Consider the following 16,287-nt stretch of genomic DNA (forward strand, 5'->3'; position numbering starts at 1 on the left):
TTCAAATTATAACACAATCCCCCTACTGGATAACAAGCAGTTCCTTCGGAGATTTTGTAAGAATCTCGCAGCCGTCCCCGGTAATGAGCACATCATCTTCGATACGGACACCACCCATGCCCTCTAAATAAATGCCTGGTTCGATCGTTACAACCATCCCGGGTGCAAGCGGCCGATCTCCGCGCGCCGAAAGAGTCGGTCCTTCGTGCACTTCCAAACCAAGACCGTGACCGGTACTGTGACCAAACATCGAGCCATATCCCGCCGCGGCGATAATATCACGCGTCAGCGCATCCGCTTCCTTGCCGGTCATGCCAGGCCTAATATTCTGTACGCCGTTCAGTTGGGCGCGCAAAACAATGTCATAAATTTCCCGCATTTTCTTTCCCGGCTCCCCCACGGCAATGGTGCGGGTAATATCGGAACAGTATCCTTTGTAGTACGCCCCGAAGTCAAGCGTTACCATGTCACCGTCCTCGATCACTTTATCAGAAGCGACTCCGTGCGGCAACGCAGAGCGGATGCCGGAGGCAACAATAATGTCAAATGATGAACCGGAAGCGCCGAGGGAACGCATATAAAATTCCAGCTCATTTGCTACCTCAAGTTCCTTCATACCGGGCCTTATATATGTGAGAATATGCGAAAACGCTTTATCGGCAATTGCTGCTGCTTCTTTAATAATCTGCACTTCTTCCGGCGTTTTCATGAGTCTCGCTTCTTCTACAATCCCGGCGACAGGCACCAGTTCAATATCCCCGGCCCACTCTTCCAAGCGCTGAAAAAGAGCATATGTGAGATGATGTTTCTCGAAGCCAAGCCTTCTTACGCCGTGATGCTTCGCCCGATTGACTGCCATATCCAACATATCCGCTTGATGGCGCACAATTTCAAAGAAAGGGGCCTGTTTCGTCGCCTGTTCCACATAACGAAAGTCAGTAATTAAATCGGCAGCTTCCATTGTCAGAAGACAGCAGCCGGAAGAGCCGGTAAAGCCGGACACATACCGACGGTTGTATCCGTTTGTGATCAACATTCCATCCAGCTCCTGCTCCTGCATGCCGGAACGAATCATTTGTAACCTTGTTTCCATTTTTATCATCTCCGGTTTAGATGGTTTAGATGGTGTACCAAGCCTTCAAGTGCCAGCTCATATCCATACGTGCCAAGACCGCTAATTTGCCCGACGGCAATAGGCGCGATTACCGATTCTTTACGAAACGCTTCGCGCGCGTGAATATTCGAAATATGAATCTCAACAAAAGGGATATTCACACTTGCAAGCGCATCCCGAATCGCATAACTATAATGAGTAAAAGCCCCTGGATTTATAATGATACCGTCACACAATTCGTGCGCCTGGTGAATCCGGTCGATAATCGCTCCCTCATGGTTCGATTGAAAGCATTCAATCGTGACACCAAGCTCGTGGGCGCGCCGCTTGATGCGTGCTTCCACGTCTTCCAATGTTTCGTATCCGTAAATGCCCGGTTCGCGCCGCCCAAGCATATTTAGATTAGGCCCGTTGATGACAAGAATCGCCGCCATATCTTCACCTACTTTCCTCTACTATCCTTGACATTCATTGTTTTGCTTATTGTAACACACATCATTATTTTCTGAATAACAAAAGCACCTCCCTTTTCATGCAGCGGGAGATGCCACAATGAGTTAATACATTGCTTTCTTCTATTTCTGTTCGGATAAATAGGTAGCTACCGCTTCCAGCTCCTGTTCGTCCTTAATCAAACCGGGTGGCATTCCACCACGTCCCTCTTTGATGATTTGCTTAATTTCATCCTTGGACAGTCTGCTTCCTACATTGTTAAGGGCAGGACCTGAAGCTCCTTGTAAGTTTTGGCCATGACATGAAGTACAGTTTTTCTGCTGAATAATTTTTTGCACGTCCGCTCCTCCGCCGCTTGTTGCGGTGGATTGACTTTGTTTCTGATCAGCTGGGGCTTCTGTCGCTTTATCCCCGCCTCCACAAGCGGACAAACTTACCGCCAATGCCATCAGCAAACTGAAAGTTGTAAATTTTTTCATATTTAATTCACCTCCCCTCATTCATTGTACCTATGCCTTATCACATATTTCAATACTTTCCATGCGTTCCGGAAGCATTCCCCCGTTTTTTCCGCTAGAAACCACCAAATAAATCCGGTAAAATATAGGATAAGGAAGGTGTTTAATTTGTCAAAACAAACAGTACCAGCATACGGCGGGCAAGCCGTCGTAGAAGGTGTGATGTTCAGCGGAAGACGCTATACTGTAACCGCGATTCGCCGTAAAGACAACACAATTGAATATTATGAGGAATTGAAGCATGAGAAGCCTTGGGTCAAGAAGCTGCAGAAAGTTCCATTTATCCGAGGGATTGTCGCCCTTATTTTGGCCAGTGCCAACGGTTCTAAACACCTGAACTTCTCTACTGAACGCTATGACATGGTGCCGGGCGAAGAGGAGAAAAGCGAATCGGCTTCCTCAAAATTGGCGATGATCCTTGGCGTGGCCGTCATCGGTGTACTTTCCTTCTTATTCGGAAAACTTATCTTCACCATTGTTCCGGCTATTCTCGCCGACGTACTGTTCCAAAAAATAACGAACAATGTTTTGCAGAACATAATCGAAGGCACCATTAAGATCGTCCTTCTTCTCACATATATTCTTGTGATCGCAAGAACCCCCATGATTAAAAGACTTTTTCAGTATCATGGTGCAGAACATAAAGTGATTAATGCATACGAAGCTGGGGTAGACTTAACAGTAAAGAACGTTCAACAATTTTCCACGCTACACTATCGGTGTGGCAGCAGTTTTATTATGTTTACGATTCTTGTCGGCGTGGTCATTTATTCGTTTTTTCACTATGATTCTCTCTGGGAAAGAATCTACCAGCGCATTCTTCTCCTGCCTGTTGTCATTGGCGTTTCCTACGAAACACTCCAAGTCACCAACAAGTTGCGCGACATTCCCGTTTTACACATGCTCGGCTATCCAGGGTTATGGCTCCAGAAGCTAACAACACGCGAACCGGATGATAAACAGGTAGAAGTAGCCATTGCCTCATTTATGCGCATGCGCGAACTGGACGAAGCAAGCAATCCCTCCACGACGACAGTCTCGATTAGCTAGCTTTCTAACATATCGTAATCCAATACGAAATGAGGTGTTAGGGTGTCGCGGAAGTCTCAGATCTTCACAGTTGTGTTGCTTGCCCTTGTCGGAGTCGGATTGGCCACTCAGCTTTACAACAATCCTTGGGGTCTGTTCAAGTCCATTCTCGTTTTCGCGGTAATCGCCGGAGTGATGTATTTTCTGGTAAACCGTCTGCTCCTCTCGCGCGGGACAGGGTTCACGGGGGCTCCAACGGATAAGGGATACCAGAAAGCGCTGCGCCAACAAAAACGACGCAATAAGTTAAAACAACCAGGACAGCATGCTTCAGTTTCTATGCCCTCCCCTTTAAAACTTCGGAAAATGAGCCGCCTTAAGCCTTCTCTGCGTCGAGATAATCCTTTCCGGGTCATCGAAGGAAAAAAAAACAAACAGAAAACGAATAAAAAAACCAAAACCTCTTGAGCAAGCTCAAGAGGTTTTTCTTTTGATGCGCAAAGACGGCAGGCGAACCATGAATTGCTTCGCCGCTTGTTTCCCCGATTGGTAGAGCCATTCCCGCTCTTGTTCGGTTAAATCAAATTTGACCGCCGATATACCTTCGGTCGGAATAAAAACGGTACGCGCGGCGTGTTGCTTCTCCACATAGCGCTGGTCGTGCGCCTGCATCATCGTCCGGAGCATGGCGTGCATGTATTCAGGCAACCCATTAATTTTATACGACTTCACCTCGTAACTGGCCGAGAGACGAAATCCGATCGTCGGATAAGCGGACTGGCTGTTTTCTTCAAACAGCCAGAGCGGGAATCGGCTTAAAATCCCCCCGTCCACCACATAGATCGACACACTCTTATTTCTGACAATAACCGGCTCAAAATAAAAAGGAATGCTTGCGCTCATGCGTACAGCGAGCGCCACCGGAAGCGAACAAGGATCAAGCCCGATTTTTCCTGCATCATCCGGTAACACAAGCAAACTTCCGTTCGTAATGTCAGAAGCAATGACTTTGAGCATTCCCGTCGGCAAATCAGCAAATGTGTAGATATTTTTGTTAGCAAGGCAATCTTTCATCCAGTTATATAAATAATCCCCCGTATAAATGCCTTTCTTTATCCAAAGATTCAGCCATGGCCCGATCAGTGGCAACCTCCCCACACCTTGCTTTTTTTGCAGCGCCATATAATCGAATCCACGCATTAATTCGCCCAGTTCAGCGGCCCGGTATCCCGCTGCAAGCAAGGTGGCAATCATAGCACCCGCCGAAGTTCCCGCCACTCTATGCCAGCTGAATCCCTGCCGCTCAAATTCCGCGATCGCACCTACAAAAGCGATCCCTTTAACCCCGCCCCCCTCAAACACCGCGTCAACTTTTTTCACGGTCTCTCCTCCTCAACTCTTTTCATGTTAAATGTACTCCAGCGGGCCAGGTTTCAGAATCGGAAAAATAAGTTTCTAAACAATAAAGAAATAAGGAGCAGCCATTCCAACCGCTCCTTTCCATAAGGTATATATACTATTCTATTCCTTCTTCATCGTTCTGGGCTTCGCGGAATTTACGAAGGTCTTCGATGCGCTCAGGATTTTTCTGGAAGTACTGTACAAGACATTCAATGCAAGTAATCGAATCCCAGCTTAAATGATGTTCGATGCCTTCCACATCTTCGAAAATAACGTCTTCCGAAACACCAATAAGGCGCAAAAAATCTTCAAGTAACGTGTGCCGATCCACAAGGCGTTTGCCCATTTTTTTACCTTTGCTCGTCAACACAAGGCCCCGGTATTTCTCGTATATCAAATACTGGCTCTTATCCAATTTTTGCACCATTTTCGTAACTGAAGATGGATGAACGTTAAGCGCTTCCGCAATATCGGAAACGCGCGCATATCCCTTTTCTTCAATTAGAGTGTAAATTCGTTCTAAATAATCTTCCATGCTTGGCGTTGCCATTCCGTTCCCCCATCCTTACACACTTCTCATCCGAACATTCAGCTCGCTATTCTTTTATAATACCTTACTTTAAAAAAGAAATGCAAGAAATTCAGGTAAAATACTCAATTTTTTCCTATGGAAAACAATAGGCGAGCGTTGCCTCAAGTTGTTCCAGCAAATCGCGATATCCTTCTTTCCAGCCGGCAAATCGGTACAGCGGTGCAATAATCAATCCAAGCGGATATACGGCTTGGCTTGTTTCCCATTGTTGTCTGCAAATAGCAGTAATGGCAATGACCCTTGCAGCCCGTGGAAAGTGGGATCGCATACTCGGCAGCCAGCTTGGACGTATCCAATTTCAACGCTTTGCGCACACCGACAACAAGCGTCCGCTTAGCGTTCCGATATTGTTCTAATTCCTTCTCACCAGGAATGCCTCATACTGATTATGAGACATAATCATGTGAAAAGAAAAGGTTTCACCCCCGGCATGCAACAAATGGAAGCGATAAGAAAAACCCTGACCATAACGCCAGGGCTCTCCTCGTTATCTAAAATTGACAAACTGCAAATCGATCGGCAAATCAGCCGCCTTTAGCATGGTGATAATCTGCTGCAAATCGTCCCTGCTTTTCCCTGAGACACGCAACTGATCGTCTTGAATCTGGCTTTTCACTTTGAGTTTGGTGTCTTTAATCAGCTTATTGATTTTCTTCGCATTTTCTGCGTCGATGCCCTGAGCGATCTTGGCGCGCTGACGCACCGTCCCACCGGCAGCCGGCTCGATTTTGCCGTAGGAAATGTTCTTAAGCGAGATGCCACGCTTGACCAGCTTGCCGCTCAGCACATCTTTTACCTGGCCGAGCTTAAACTCGTCGTCCGAGACAATGACCAGTTCGTCCTTTTCCAAAGTAATCTGACTTTTGCTTCCTTTGAAATCATATCGGTTCTCGATTTCCCGCATCGCTTGATTTATCGCGTTTGTTACCTCTGCCATATCAACTTTGGAAACAATATCAAAAGAGTTCTCCTTGCTCATTCTCTTCCTCCTTGCTATATACTTCCGGTTCTATGTCTTATCGTACCAGATTTTGCAACCGGATGGGAATGAGAATGTTCTTCTCTGCCCTTCAAGAGACGATCGCAAGGGATTTTTTATACAAGTTTATTCACAACATGGATAGCGTGTCCTAAAGCTGCCTCCGCCGCTTCCAGCCATCCTTCCGTCAAGGTCGGATGTGGATGAATCGTCAGGGCCAGATCTTCTACTCGCGCCGCCAGTTCGAGAGCCAGTACGCCCTCCCCGATAAGATTGGAAGCATCGGCACCAACCACATGCATCCCTAACAATACATGGCTTTCCGCATCTACAATCACTTCCACGAATCCGTCCGGCTCATCGGTAGCAAGCGCCCGTCCATTGGCCCGGAAAGGGAACTGTCCCACTTTCACATTACGCCCTTGCCGCTCGGCTTCCTCGCGCGTCAATCCAACTCCTGCAACTTGCGGATCCGAGAAGATGACGTACGGAACAAATGGAGAATCCATGGCGCTCGGCAGTCCGCCAATTACCTCTGCAGCTACCACGCCTTGCTTGGAAGCCCGGTGGGCCAGCGCCGGCCCTAACGTGACGTCGCCGATCGCAAATATGTGGCGGACATTTGTCCGGCACTCTACATCTACCGATATATAGCCGCGTTCATCTATCATAACCCCTGCCTGTTCCAAACCGATTCCCTGTGTATTGGGAACCCGGCCGATAGTGACCAGCGTCTTTTCGCTCACAATCATTTCAGAACCGTGTTTTTCGGAGTAAACACGGAGATGCACCCGATCATCATCAACAGTCACCTGCTCAACCTGTGTCGCCGTCTTAATGGCTATGCCAAGCTTCTTGGCCTTTCGGGCTACTTCTTTTGCTACATTGCCGGCAACCTGGGGAAGAATCCGCTCCGCCATTTCAATAATCGTAACCTGACACCCCAGCTTGGCAAACGCCATTCCCAATTCGATACCAATATAACCGCCGCCGATAATGGATAGGCTGGACGGAACTTCGCGCAGCTCCAGAGCCGCTGTGGAATCCAGAATGTTCGCTCCGTCCACCTTCAGAAACGAAGGGATAGACGGCCTGGAACCGGTTGCAATAATCGCCTGCTCAAACTTATACGTTTCAAAAGCTCCATCGGTTTCTACTCCTACGCGATCATCCGACAAAAAAATGGCATGACCTTTGACGACGGTGACACCATTCTCTTTGCACAAATGACCGATCCCCTTGTTCAGCTGCATGACAATCTCTTCCTTCCAATTCTGCCAAGTACGTAAATCAAAGGAAACATTGTCTGCTGGAAGCCGAATCCCCATTTTGGCAAAATCGGCCAATTTATGATAGTACCCAGCCGTATGAATGAGAGCCTTGGATGGAATACAGCCGCGGTTCAGACATACTCCGCCTAACGTATCCTTTTCAATAAGAACAACGGACTTTCCTAATTGTCCGAGACGGATTGCCGCCGTATATCCACCCGGCCCCCCGCCAATGACGACAACATCGGTTTCTACCGCTACTTCTCCTACAACCATTTATACCATCTCCGCAAATAATCGTTCTGGTTTTTCTAACAATTCTCTGATCCGATTCGTAAATTTCACCGCCGTAACACCATCGATCAGACGATGATCAAACGATAAGGATATATTCATCATCATGCGAATAACACCTTCTGCATCCCGGACAACCATGCGCGGTTCCATCTTATGCAAAGCTAAAATGGCGACTTCCGGATGATTGATAATCGGAGTTGCATACAATCCGCCGATCGGGCCTACATTGCTGATGGTAAACGTACCACCGGTAATTTCGTCCAAAGTCAACTTTCCTTCCCGGGCGCGGGAAGCAAGATCACGGATTTCCTCGGCCAGCTGGAAAATGGTCTTCCGATCCGCATCCTTAATTACAGGAACAAGAAGGCCATCCTGCGTATCTGTAGCAATACCAATATGATAGTAATTCTTTAAAACAATTTCATTCGTGGCGTCGTCAATCGAAGCATTTAATGTTCTAAACTCCTTTAAAGCAATGACAACCGCCTTAATAAAGAACGGCAGGAACGTCAGTTTGATCCCTCTTTCCTCAGCATAATCCTTCAATCGCTCCCTTAATGCCTTTAACGCATCCATTTCCAATTCATCTATATGGGTCACATGCGGAATAATGGTAACGGATTTCACCATATGCTCGGCAATTTTCTTACGGATGCCCTTTAGTGGAATCCGCTCCTCCGCTTCTTGTTCTTTGGGTACTGCTTTTCTAACGCTATCAGCAGGCTTCGCTTTAGTCACATCGTCAACGGCAACCCAATTTTCTGGAACCGTTGCAACTGTTTCGTTCTGCTTATCTTGAGCGAAACGCCGTACATCTTCTTCTGTAACCCGACCCGCAGGCCCGGTTCCCCTGATCTGTTCAATATCTATTTTCATTTCCCTTGCCAACTGACGCACATACGGAGTAGCCAACGCGCGATGTACCGTCGCGGTTGCCGGACTGGCATGGTTTTCGCTCATTTTGACAAGAGAAGCTGGCATTTTTGATTCAGCTGCGGGCGGTGCTGCAGCTTCTGTTTCCTCCTCAATAATGAGAAGAGTTGCTCCTACTTCAACGATGTCTCCTTCAGAAAACATGATTTTTTTGATAACGCCTGTTACTGGCGAACTTAATTCTGCATTTACTTTATCAGTTTGCACTTCCACAACCGGTTGATCGCGCGTGACAAGCTCCCCTTCTCTGACCAACCACTTAGAAATTTCTCCTTCATGCATACCCTCCCCTACGTCAGGAAGCTTAAATTCAACCATGCTTTTCCCCCCTATTTATCTTTCAGCTAAAACAAAACCGTTTCCACAATTCCTTGTCTAACCCTTTCGACATTTGGAAGGTAGTCATCTTCAATGCAGAATTGAGGAACAGGTACATCGAAGCCGGTTACCCGCTTTACGGGCGCCTTCAAATAAATGAGGGCTTCATCATTAATAATGGAGATAATCTCCGCGCCCAACCCTGCCGTTTTATGCGCTTCATGGACGACGAGCGCGCGACCAGTCTTCTGTACCGATTGCACAATCGTATCGCGATCCAAAGGATAAAGGGTACGCAAATCAATGACTTCACACTTCCAACCTTTTTCCTGTTCCATTCGTTTCGCAGCCTGTAAGGCTTCACGCAACATGGTTCCCCAAGCAAAAATCGACAAATCGTTGCCCTCCTGTACCACCCTTGCCTTGCCGAGCGGCACGCGATACATTTCTTCCGGCACCTCTTCTTTAAAGGCACGATACAGTTTAGTAGGTTCGAGGAAAATCACCGGATCCGGGTCTTCAATAGCCGAAATCAACAACCCTTTCGCATCGTACGGATTGCTAGGAACAACAACTTTAAGTCCCGGAGTATGCACAAAAAATGTTTCTACGCTTTCGGAATGCAGTTCAGGCCCGCGAATACCTGCCCCGTAAGGCGTACGAATGACCATAGGCACAGCGAATTGACCGCGGGTCCGGTATCTCATCCGGGCAGCATGGGAAACAATCTGCTCGAATCCAGGATAAATAAAGGCCAAAAATTGTATTTCCGCCACCGGAATCATACCGTTAAGGGCAAGCCCGATGGCTGAGCCGATAATGCCCGCTTCAGCCAACGGCGTATCAACAACGCGCTCGGAGCCGTATTTTTCGATTAATCCTTCCGTCGCCCGAAAGACCCCTCCATTGATCCCGATGTCCTCGCCAAGAAGCATCACGCGCTCATCTTCTGCAAGCTTCTGATCCAACGCTTCCGTTATGGCTTGAATAATTGTAAGTTTTCGGCTCATCATTTCTTCCCTTCCTTATCCAGGATGTTTTGCAATTCTTGTTGCTGCTCCCGAATATGCCAAGGCATCTCAGCGTAAACATGGGTAAACATATCGCCTGGCTTTGATTTCGGATAGCTCTCCGCCTTTGCTAACTCCTCATCTATCTGAATATTGATTTCCTTCAGCCATTGCTCTTCCATGATCTCGTTCCATAAACCTTTTTTCTGCAAAAATAATTGAAGACGTTTGAGCGGATCGCGCTTCTCCCGCCATTCCCGGGAAAGAAGTTCCTGGGCGCGATATTTCTTTGGATCATCCGCCGTAGTATGCGCTCCGTAGCGGAAGGTAATCGCTTCAATTAATGTCGGGCCTTCGCCTTTTATTCCCCTTTCAACCGCTTTCTTTACAGTAAGCCAAACCGCGAAAATATCGTTGCCGTCTATGCGCACGCCTTTCATATCATAGGCATCCGCGCGTTGGGCAATCGTTTTCGAAGCCGACTGTTTTTCAAAGGGAACACTGATCGCATACCCGTTGTTTTGACAGAAGAAAATAACGGGAACCTTGTATACGCCGGCAAAGTTAAGCGATTCGTGGAAGTCCCCCTCTGAAGTCGCACCATCCCCCAAATAAGCGATGCTTACACTCTGTTCGCCTTTCAGCTTGCTGGCCCAAGCCGTGCCAACAGCGTGTACCGTTTGTGTAGCGATCGGAACACATGGAGGCATAATCTTTTTCCCTTCCGGACTTATGGAACCTTCCATATGCCCCATCCAATATAAGAAGACGCGAAACATCATCTGGCCATGGGTAATCGCTGCCGCGTGATCGCGATATGTCGGAAACAACCAATCGTGAGGCGATAAAGCCATCGCACTTCCTACCTGAGATGCTTCCTGACCTTCAAAAGGCGCATAGGTTCCCATCCTACCTTGTCTTTGTAAGATGATGGACTTCCGGTCAAACATTCTAACACGCAGCATATTCTTATACATCCTAAGCATAAGCGCTTCATCAATTTTTCCTTCGATACTTTCGCGAAGCTCCCCTTCAGGAGTTAAAACCTGGTACATCTCCGCCGTATTTTCCTCGCCCGGTACCGGTGTATTCGCTTTCAATTTGCCAGCCTGCTCCGGTAATCCATTTATGCTTACCGACATTTTTACCTCTCCCTTCATAAAATGTGATGACAACTGTATACATTCCATTGGATACATTGACATCCTATTATCGTTCAAGAGTAGAGAAGAAGTCATGATACTTTCTTTAATTAGCAAGAAGTATACCAAGAAGAAGAGGTTATGTTTTCAATATTTTCAGATTTCATATCAGATTAAATGTAAAATAATGATACATTTTGTTTTTCTTTATGTATCAAAATGAGAAAACAAAGTGAGCATCTCTTATTTTTGTTTAAAAATGATACATAAATTTATCATGAGATACCATATGCTTCCATTTTTCTGTATAAAGTAGCCCGTGATATTCCTAACATTTGGGCAGCTTCCGCTTTGTTTTTGCATTTGCTTACTGCCTCTTTTATTAAAGACATTTCCATTTCTCTCAAAGTAGGGAGTTGAATGGTTGGGGAAGAATCGGATGACGCGGAAGCAATATGCTCTGGCAAATCAGCCAAATCGAGGACTTGATTGTCATCCATAATAATGGCGAGTTCCAGAATATTTTCCAGCTCGCGGACATTCCCGGGAAACGGGTAAGCAAGCAAATGCCGGATAACATCTGGATGTACCTTTTTAACCGTTTTGTTCAACTTATGTCTCATCTTCTTTAAAATATGATGAACAAACAACGGAATATCCTCTTTCCTTTCGCGCAAAGCAGGAATTTCTACCCGTACGACATTCAGACGATAATAAAGATCCTCACGAAATTTCTTTTCCTTGACCAGTTTTTCCAGGCTTTGATTGCTGGCTCCTATAATACGTACATCTACTTTTTTCGTTTTCGTTCCGCCTACTCTAATTAATTCCTTAAATTGAAGCACCCGAAGAAGCTTGGCCTGAACAGATGGAGTTAAATCCTCCAATTCATCCAGAAACAATGTCCCCCCATCCGCGAGTTCAAACATTCCCTGTTTTCCTCCCCGCCTTGCACCGGAAAAAGCGCCCTCTTCATAGCCAAATAATTCACTTTCCAACAAAGTTTCCGGAATGGAAGCACAATTTACAGCAACGAATGGCTGTTTCGCTCTCTCGCTATGGTTATGAATAAAACGGGCCAGCATTTCTTTTCCGGTTCCGCTTTCCCCTTCAATCATGATCGTGGAGTCAACCCGCGCTGCTTTTAAAGAAATTTCCACAATTTTTTTCATGGCAGGACTATTTCCGATCAGCATATCATTCCCGTCAGCTAAATCGGCAAGCGATAACTTTTGCTGGAGATCTTTTATCGTATTTTCCGCTTCTGACAATCTGTGATTCAGCCGCAATATTTCGGTTAGATCGCGGAAGATCGATACAGCTCCCAGAAGCTGTTGCGTTTCGTCATAGATAGGCACAATATTTGAAATAACGACGCTGTCTCCTGCACGCGCTGGAATATCCAGCGCCGGGTAACCAGACTGTAAGACTTTTAAAATATTTGTATCAGAAACGACATCTTTTACATATTGCCCAATGAGCTCCTGTTTTGGGATTCCTGTGATTCGCGAGCATGCTTCATTTACATATAAAACTGTTCCCCGCTGATCAACGATAACGACCCCTTCATGGAAGAGGTTCATAATAGCGCCGCCCTCATCAATAAAATTTTTTACGTTCAAAGCGATCACCTTCCTGTTTTATTCTCGGTGCAAAATGTCTCAAAATTTTTATTTTACATCTACTTTTAGAATTTTCTCTAAATCACAATCTAAAATAAACAATTCCACCTGCTCCCCAAGTTTAGTACTTATATCACTGTGGCTTGAAATCACCTGACAACCGGTAATACGTGAAATCATCTCCTCCGTTTCCACGCTGTGTGACTCACGCAAAATACGCCGCATCTCCTTAACCAGCGGCTTCCCTCGCTCAATTTTCACCAGCGTCTTTTCTTCCTGGGTCAGCACCTCTTTTAAACGTACAATCACCATATCTTTAATAATATATGTCTTCGTTTCTCTTGGTCCTCTGCCGAGAATCTCCCGTAAAAATTTGATATACGCTTCACTGATCGTTGCTTCCATCCTGTTTTTTGATGATTGTCCCATAACAACGTCCCCCCTTTTTTTTCTACCTGTTTTTCTTCATAAAAAAAACCGAAAGAAGAGGATGTCTTCTTCCGGTTTTTCGCACTACAAACAAAGCTGTCACGATAGCAAGACAACGTTCCTCCTCTCGACACGCTTACGAGGTTAGCTGACGGATTCGGGCGTGAGAGTCGCCCTACTTGAATTTGCTATTCAAGATTCACCCCGTGCGGCTTATAATTTTGAATACCGCGGTTGGTTCCCCCGTTCCCTATTTGGGACTCAGCGATCAGGTTGGATGTGAATATTTACTTTTTATCAGCACTTCGATTGCCATCATTTCAAAATACATCAATGGGATGGATTTATATTATGTGTGCTGTTCACTTTTTGTAAAGAAGGATTAGCATTTATAAAGCGAAGAAAATCTAAATTTTTTTCAAAAAAACTTTTACTTTTCTTCTATATTCTCTTTTTTTTACTCTTTTTCTTTTGTTTGCTCCACTGCATAAAATAAAAATATTTTTCTTGCATGGCCCTGCTTCAACATAAAAAAAACAGATAATACGAAGAAATCGTAAAAAATAAGGAGATATAGTAAGAATATAAATGATTTTATCATTTTATTATTTTAACAAAACGTAATTTAGCTATTTTTTGTTTAAATTTTGGGTTTTGTTTTTTGTTTCAGTCCTCTTATAATGATTCACATAAAACAATTGCAAATTCGGCCTAATTCCGGAGCATCCGGAAGCGGAGGACCCACGTATTTGGGGTTAATCCTTACTTTTGTAAGGAGGGATGAGAATCGCTCTTTCGCCATCCTACCCGTCAGCTAACTTCGTCGGCTAAAGCGAAGGAGGTCTTGAGACCGCCTATTTGAGCAGTCTTTTTTTATTGTGCTTTACCGCCAGTAAAATGAGCCGCTCTTATATTTTGCAGGTCTTTTTATTTTTGAAAAAATCAAATAACACTGTTTCAAGAAAAAGAACAGGGAGACAGAATGCAAGTCCAACCAGAAGGGATGGGCAGGCATTAGGTAGACCGATCGTGCTTTTTCTCCAGCAGTGAATCGCATGATAAACCGGACTTACATGGGAACTTTTTTATCCGTTGCCTCTAATGGAATGAAAAAGTTCTGGTGTACTGGCGTCTATTACACCCGGTTTTCTTTCATCATGCGTTTCAAACGGAGAAGAGGTATGCATCGGTCTATTTTTTTTTTTAGAAAAAACTACGCGATATCCAAAAAAGGAGGATGGAGGAATGTTTCATGATGTCATCACTATCGCTCTATTTGTAGTATCATTCCTGATTTTTTGGGGATTTGCCTGGTTTTGCGATCGAGCATAAGGAGGTGATTGATCGATGGTTGCACTTAGCATGATTGCATTCCTTGCTATTGTTTATTTAATTTTCGTCCTTATGAGACCCGAAAAATTCTAATGCTACCTCTAATGCTACCAATGTCGATGACGAGGAGGAACGAAAATGAGTATAGGAATTATACAAGTAGCTGTCACTCTATTGATTGCATTACTATTAATCAAACCGGTAGGAAGCTATCTGGTTAACGTATTTAGCTATGAAAAAACCAGACTGGATCGTGTATTTGGGCCGGTTGAACGTTTATTTTATCGGATAATGGGTGTGCATGAAGAACAATCCATGGACTCGAAACAGTATGTGACCGCTGTGCTATTCTCTAACTTCGTTATGATGATACTCATATACGCTGTACTACGTCTCCAAAAATATCTGCCGTTCAATCCGGATGGTATTGATAATATGCCAAGCGCACTGGCTTTTAATACAGCAGCATCTTTTATTACGAATACCAACTGGCAGGCCTACAGCGGAGAAAGCGGACTGTCCTATCTCTCCCAAATGCTGGCCATCACATTTCCGATGTTCACATCTAGCGCAACAGGATTTGCAGTAGCTATCGCTTTTATTCGCGGTATATCTGGCAATAAAAATGAACTGGGTAACTTCTATGTTGACCTTGTCCGTCTAATAACCCGTGTACTCCTACCGCTTTCTTTCATCGCCGCGCTCTTTCTTGTCTTTCAAGGCGTACCGCAGACGTTACATGGTGCAGTGACCGCGACAACGCTGGAAGGGGCAAATCAGGTGATTACCAGAGGGCCGGTAGCTTCTCTGGAATCAATCAAACACTTAGGTACAAACGGCGGTGGTTATTTCGGAACAAACGCAGCGCACCCGTTTGAGAACCCGACACCGCTGACAAACCTTCTGCACATTTTATTTATGCTGCTTCTGCCCACTTCGCTTATTTATGCATTTGGCGTGATGATTAAAAACAAACGTCAGGGCTGGAGTGTCTTTGCAGCGATGAGCGTTATTTTCCTCATTATGCTCGGCACTGTACTCTTTCAGGAATATAAAGGAACGCCAGCGTTACATGCAATGGGCATTCACGGCAACATGGAAGGAAAAGAAGTTCGCTTTGGCTTTTTTGAATCTGCATTATTTACAGCGGTAACGACAGCTGCTACCACCGGCTCGGTTAACAATATGCATGATTCATTGACTCCGTTAGGTGGTTTTGTTCCGCTCGCAGAAATGATGCTCAACAACGTATTCGGCGGTAAAGGTGTCGGTTTATTAAATGGCCTGCTCTATGTCATTTTAAGTGTATTTATCTGCGGCTTAATGGTTGGTAGGACGCCGGAATTTATTGGAAGAAAAATTGAAGCAAAGGAGATGAAGCTGGCCTCCATTGCCCTTCTGATCCATCCGATTCTTATCCTGGTGCCAACTGCACTTGCCTTCCTGCGTCCAGAATCCATGGCATCTATCCTAAATCCGGGTTCGCACGGTATTTCTGAAGTGCTATACGCTTTTACATCCGGCGCAGCGAACAATGGGTCTGCTTTTGCCGGTCTTACAGCAAACACAAATTTTTATAATATATCAATCGGACTTGTCATGCTGTTCGGCCGCTACATCTCCATTATCGCTATGCTTGCTATCGCTGGCTCGCTGGCAACCAAGTCGAGAGTCGCTGCCTCTGTCGGAACTTTCCGTACTGATACGCCGCTGTTTACCGTCATTCTGCTAATGATGATTCTGATCATTGGCGCGCTAACTTTCTTCCCTGCTCTGGCGCTCGGCCCTATCGCCGAACATCTGGGGATGTAAAGGAACCTTTTGTCCGTTTGACTATAAATGAGGAG

Annotated in this window: 17 protein-coding genes, 1 pseudogene and 2 riboswitches; of the genes and pseudogenes, 4 read left to right on the forward strand and 14 right to left on the reverse strand. The window is 45.5% G+C overall.

Annotated elements, in window-relative coordinates; all coding sequences use genetic code 11:
• Window positions 1-22: 22 nt before the first annotated feature.
• From K3F53_RS12565 to cccB, 3 genes are all read right to left on the reverse strand, one after another.
• Complete coding sequence (locus K3F53_RS12565; RefSeq protein WP_220559021.1) at window positions 23-1,093, reverse strand: M24 family metallopeptidase; 1,071 nt, start codon at window positions 1,091-1,093, stop codon at window positions 23-25.
• Between the two features lie 5 nt (window positions 1,094-1,098).
• Complete coding sequence (gene aroQ / locus K3F53_RS12570; RefSeq protein ID WP_057898238.1) at window positions 1,099-1,548, reverse strand: type II 3-dehydroquinate dehydratase; 450 nt, start codon at window positions 1,546-1,548, stop codon at window positions 1,099-1,101.
• Between the two features lie 141 nt (window positions 1,549-1,689).
• Entirely contained in the window at window positions 1,690-2,046 is a 357-nt protein-coding gene (gene cccB, locus K3F53_RS12575) for a cytochrome c551 (protein WP_057898237.1), read from the reverse strand.
• A 147-nt stretch (window positions 2,047-2,193) separates the two neighbouring features.
• On the opposite strand from cccB, the gene K3F53_RS12580 reads away from it, so the two are divergent.
• Both K3F53_RS12580 and K3F53_RS12585 read left to right on the forward strand, forming a co-directional pair.
• The gene (locus K3F53_RS12580) at window positions 2,194-3,135 is read left to right on the forward strand and encodes a DUF1385 domain-containing protein (RefSeq protein WP_057898236.1); all 942 of its coding nucleotides are present in this window, start codon (window positions 2,194-2,196) and stop codon (window positions 3,133-3,135) included.
• A 42-nt stretch (window positions 3,136-3,177) separates the two neighbouring features.
• Window positions 3,178-3,582, forward strand: coding sequence for an SA1362 family protein (locus tag K3F53_RS12585; RefSeq protein ID WP_057898235.1), 405 nt, complete (start codon window positions 3,178-3,180; stop codon window positions 3,580-3,582).
• A gap of 6 nt (window positions 3,583-3,588) precedes the next feature.
• Here the strand turns inward: K3F53_RS12585 and K3F53_RS12590 are convergent, their stop codons facing one another.
• The 11 genes and pseudogenes from K3F53_RS12590 to K3F53_RS12640 form a co-directional block, all read right to left on the reverse strand.
• Window positions 3,589-4,494 (reverse strand): patatin-like phospholipase family protein, encoded by a 906-nt coding sequence (locus K3F53_RS12590; RefSeq protein ID WP_057898234.1) that lies wholly within the window; start codon window positions 4,492-4,494, stop codon window positions 3,589-3,591.
• A 136-nt stretch (window positions 4,495-4,630) separates the two neighbouring features.
• Complete coding sequence (gene mntR, locus K3F53_RS12595) at window positions 4,631-5,065, reverse strand: transcriptional regulator MntR (protein WP_057898233.1); 435 nt, start codon at window positions 5,063-5,065, stop codon at window positions 4,631-4,633.
• Between the two features lie 115 nt (window positions 5,066-5,180).
• A complete protein-coding gene (locus K3F53_RS12600; protein WP_057898232.1) occupies window positions 5,181-5,375 on the reverse strand; it encodes a spore photoproduct lyase family protein in 195 nt (64 codons plus the stop codon).
• Window positions 5,299-5,481: pseudogene (locus K3F53_RS12605) on the reverse strand (spore photoproduct lyase family protein); the annotation flags it as partial. The gene K3F53_RS12600 and the pseudogene K3F53_RS12605, both read right to left, overlap by 77 nt.
• Before the next feature lie 113 nt (window positions 5,482-5,594).
• A complete protein-coding gene (locus K3F53_RS12610; RefSeq protein WP_057898231.1) occupies window positions 5,595-6,086 on the reverse strand; it encodes a YajQ family cyclic di-GMP-binding protein in 492 nt (163 codons plus the stop codon).
• Window positions 6,087-6,202: 116 nt separating this feature from the next.
• Window positions 6,203-7,633 carry a dihydrolipoyl dehydrogenase gene (lpdA, locus tag K3F53_RS12615; RefSeq protein ID WP_057898230.1) on the reverse strand — a complete coding sequence of 477 codons (1,431 nt, stop codon included), beginning with the start codon at window positions 7,631-7,633 and terminating at the stop codon, window positions 6,203-6,205.
• On the reverse strand, window positions 7,634-8,905 hold the full coding sequence (locus K3F53_RS12620; RefSeq protein ID WP_057898229.1) for a dihydrolipoamide acetyltransferase family protein: 1,272 nt from the start codon (window positions 8,903-8,905) through the stop codon (window positions 7,634-7,636).
• Window positions 8,906-8,931: 26 nt separating this feature from the next.
• On the reverse strand, window positions 8,932-9,915 hold the full coding sequence (locus K3F53_RS12625) for an alpha-ketoacid dehydrogenase subunit beta (RefSeq protein ID WP_057900267.1): 984 nt from the start codon (window positions 9,913-9,915) through the stop codon (window positions 8,932-8,934).
• Complete coding sequence (pdhA, locus tag K3F53_RS12630; protein WP_057900266.1) at window positions 9,915-10,970, reverse strand: pyruvate dehydrogenase (acetyl-transferring) E1 component subunit alpha; 1,056 nt, start codon at window positions 10,968-10,970, stop codon at window positions 9,915-9,917. Before pdhA ends, K3F53_RS12625 begins: the two co-directional genes overlap by 1 nt.
• Window positions 10,971-11,332: 362 nt before the next feature.
• On the reverse strand, window positions 11,333-12,679 hold the full coding sequence (locus tag K3F53_RS12635; protein ID WP_220559023.1) for a sigma-54 interaction domain-containing protein: 1,347 nt from the start codon (window positions 12,677-12,679) through the stop codon (window positions 11,333-11,335).
• Window positions 12,680-12,727: 48 nt separating this feature from the next.
• Window positions 12,728-13,108, reverse strand: coding sequence for a Na-translocating system protein MpsC family protein (locus K3F53_RS12640; RefSeq protein ID WP_091261134.1), 381 nt, complete (start codon window positions 13,106-13,108; stop codon window positions 12,728-12,730).
• Window positions 13,109-13,227: 119 nt separating this feature from the next.
• Window positions 13,228-13,385: riboswitch (cyclic di-AMP (ydaO/yuaA leader) on the reverse strand.
• 421 nt (window positions 13,386-13,806) lie between these two features.
• Window positions 13,807-13,952: riboswitch (cyclic di-AMP (ydaO/yuaA leader) on the forward strand.
• Between the two features lie 518 nt (window positions 13,953-14,470).
• On the opposite strand from K3F53_RS12640, the gene K3F53_RS19935 reads away from it, so the two are divergent.
• Complete coding sequence (locus K3F53_RS19935) at window positions 14,471-14,533, forward strand: potassium-transporting ATPase subunit F (protein ID WP_408863346.1); 63 nt, start codon at window positions 14,471-14,473, stop codon at window positions 14,531-14,533.
• Window positions 14,534-14,584: 51 nt separating this feature from the next.
• Window positions 14,585-16,252, forward strand: a complete 1,668-nt coding sequence (gene kdpA, locus K3F53_RS12650) for a potassium-transporting ATPase subunit KdpA (RefSeq protein ID WP_220560940.1) — start codon at window positions 14,585-14,587, stop codon at window positions 16,250-16,252.
• The last annotated feature ends 35 nt before the right edge of the window (window positions 16,253-16,287 follow it).

Source organism: Aneurinibacillus thermoaerophilus (genome assembly GCF_019603355.1).
Classification (GTDB): domain Bacteria; phylum Bacillota; class Bacilli; order Aneurinibacillales; family Aneurinibacillaceae; genus Aneurinibacillus; species Aneurinibacillus thermoaerophilus.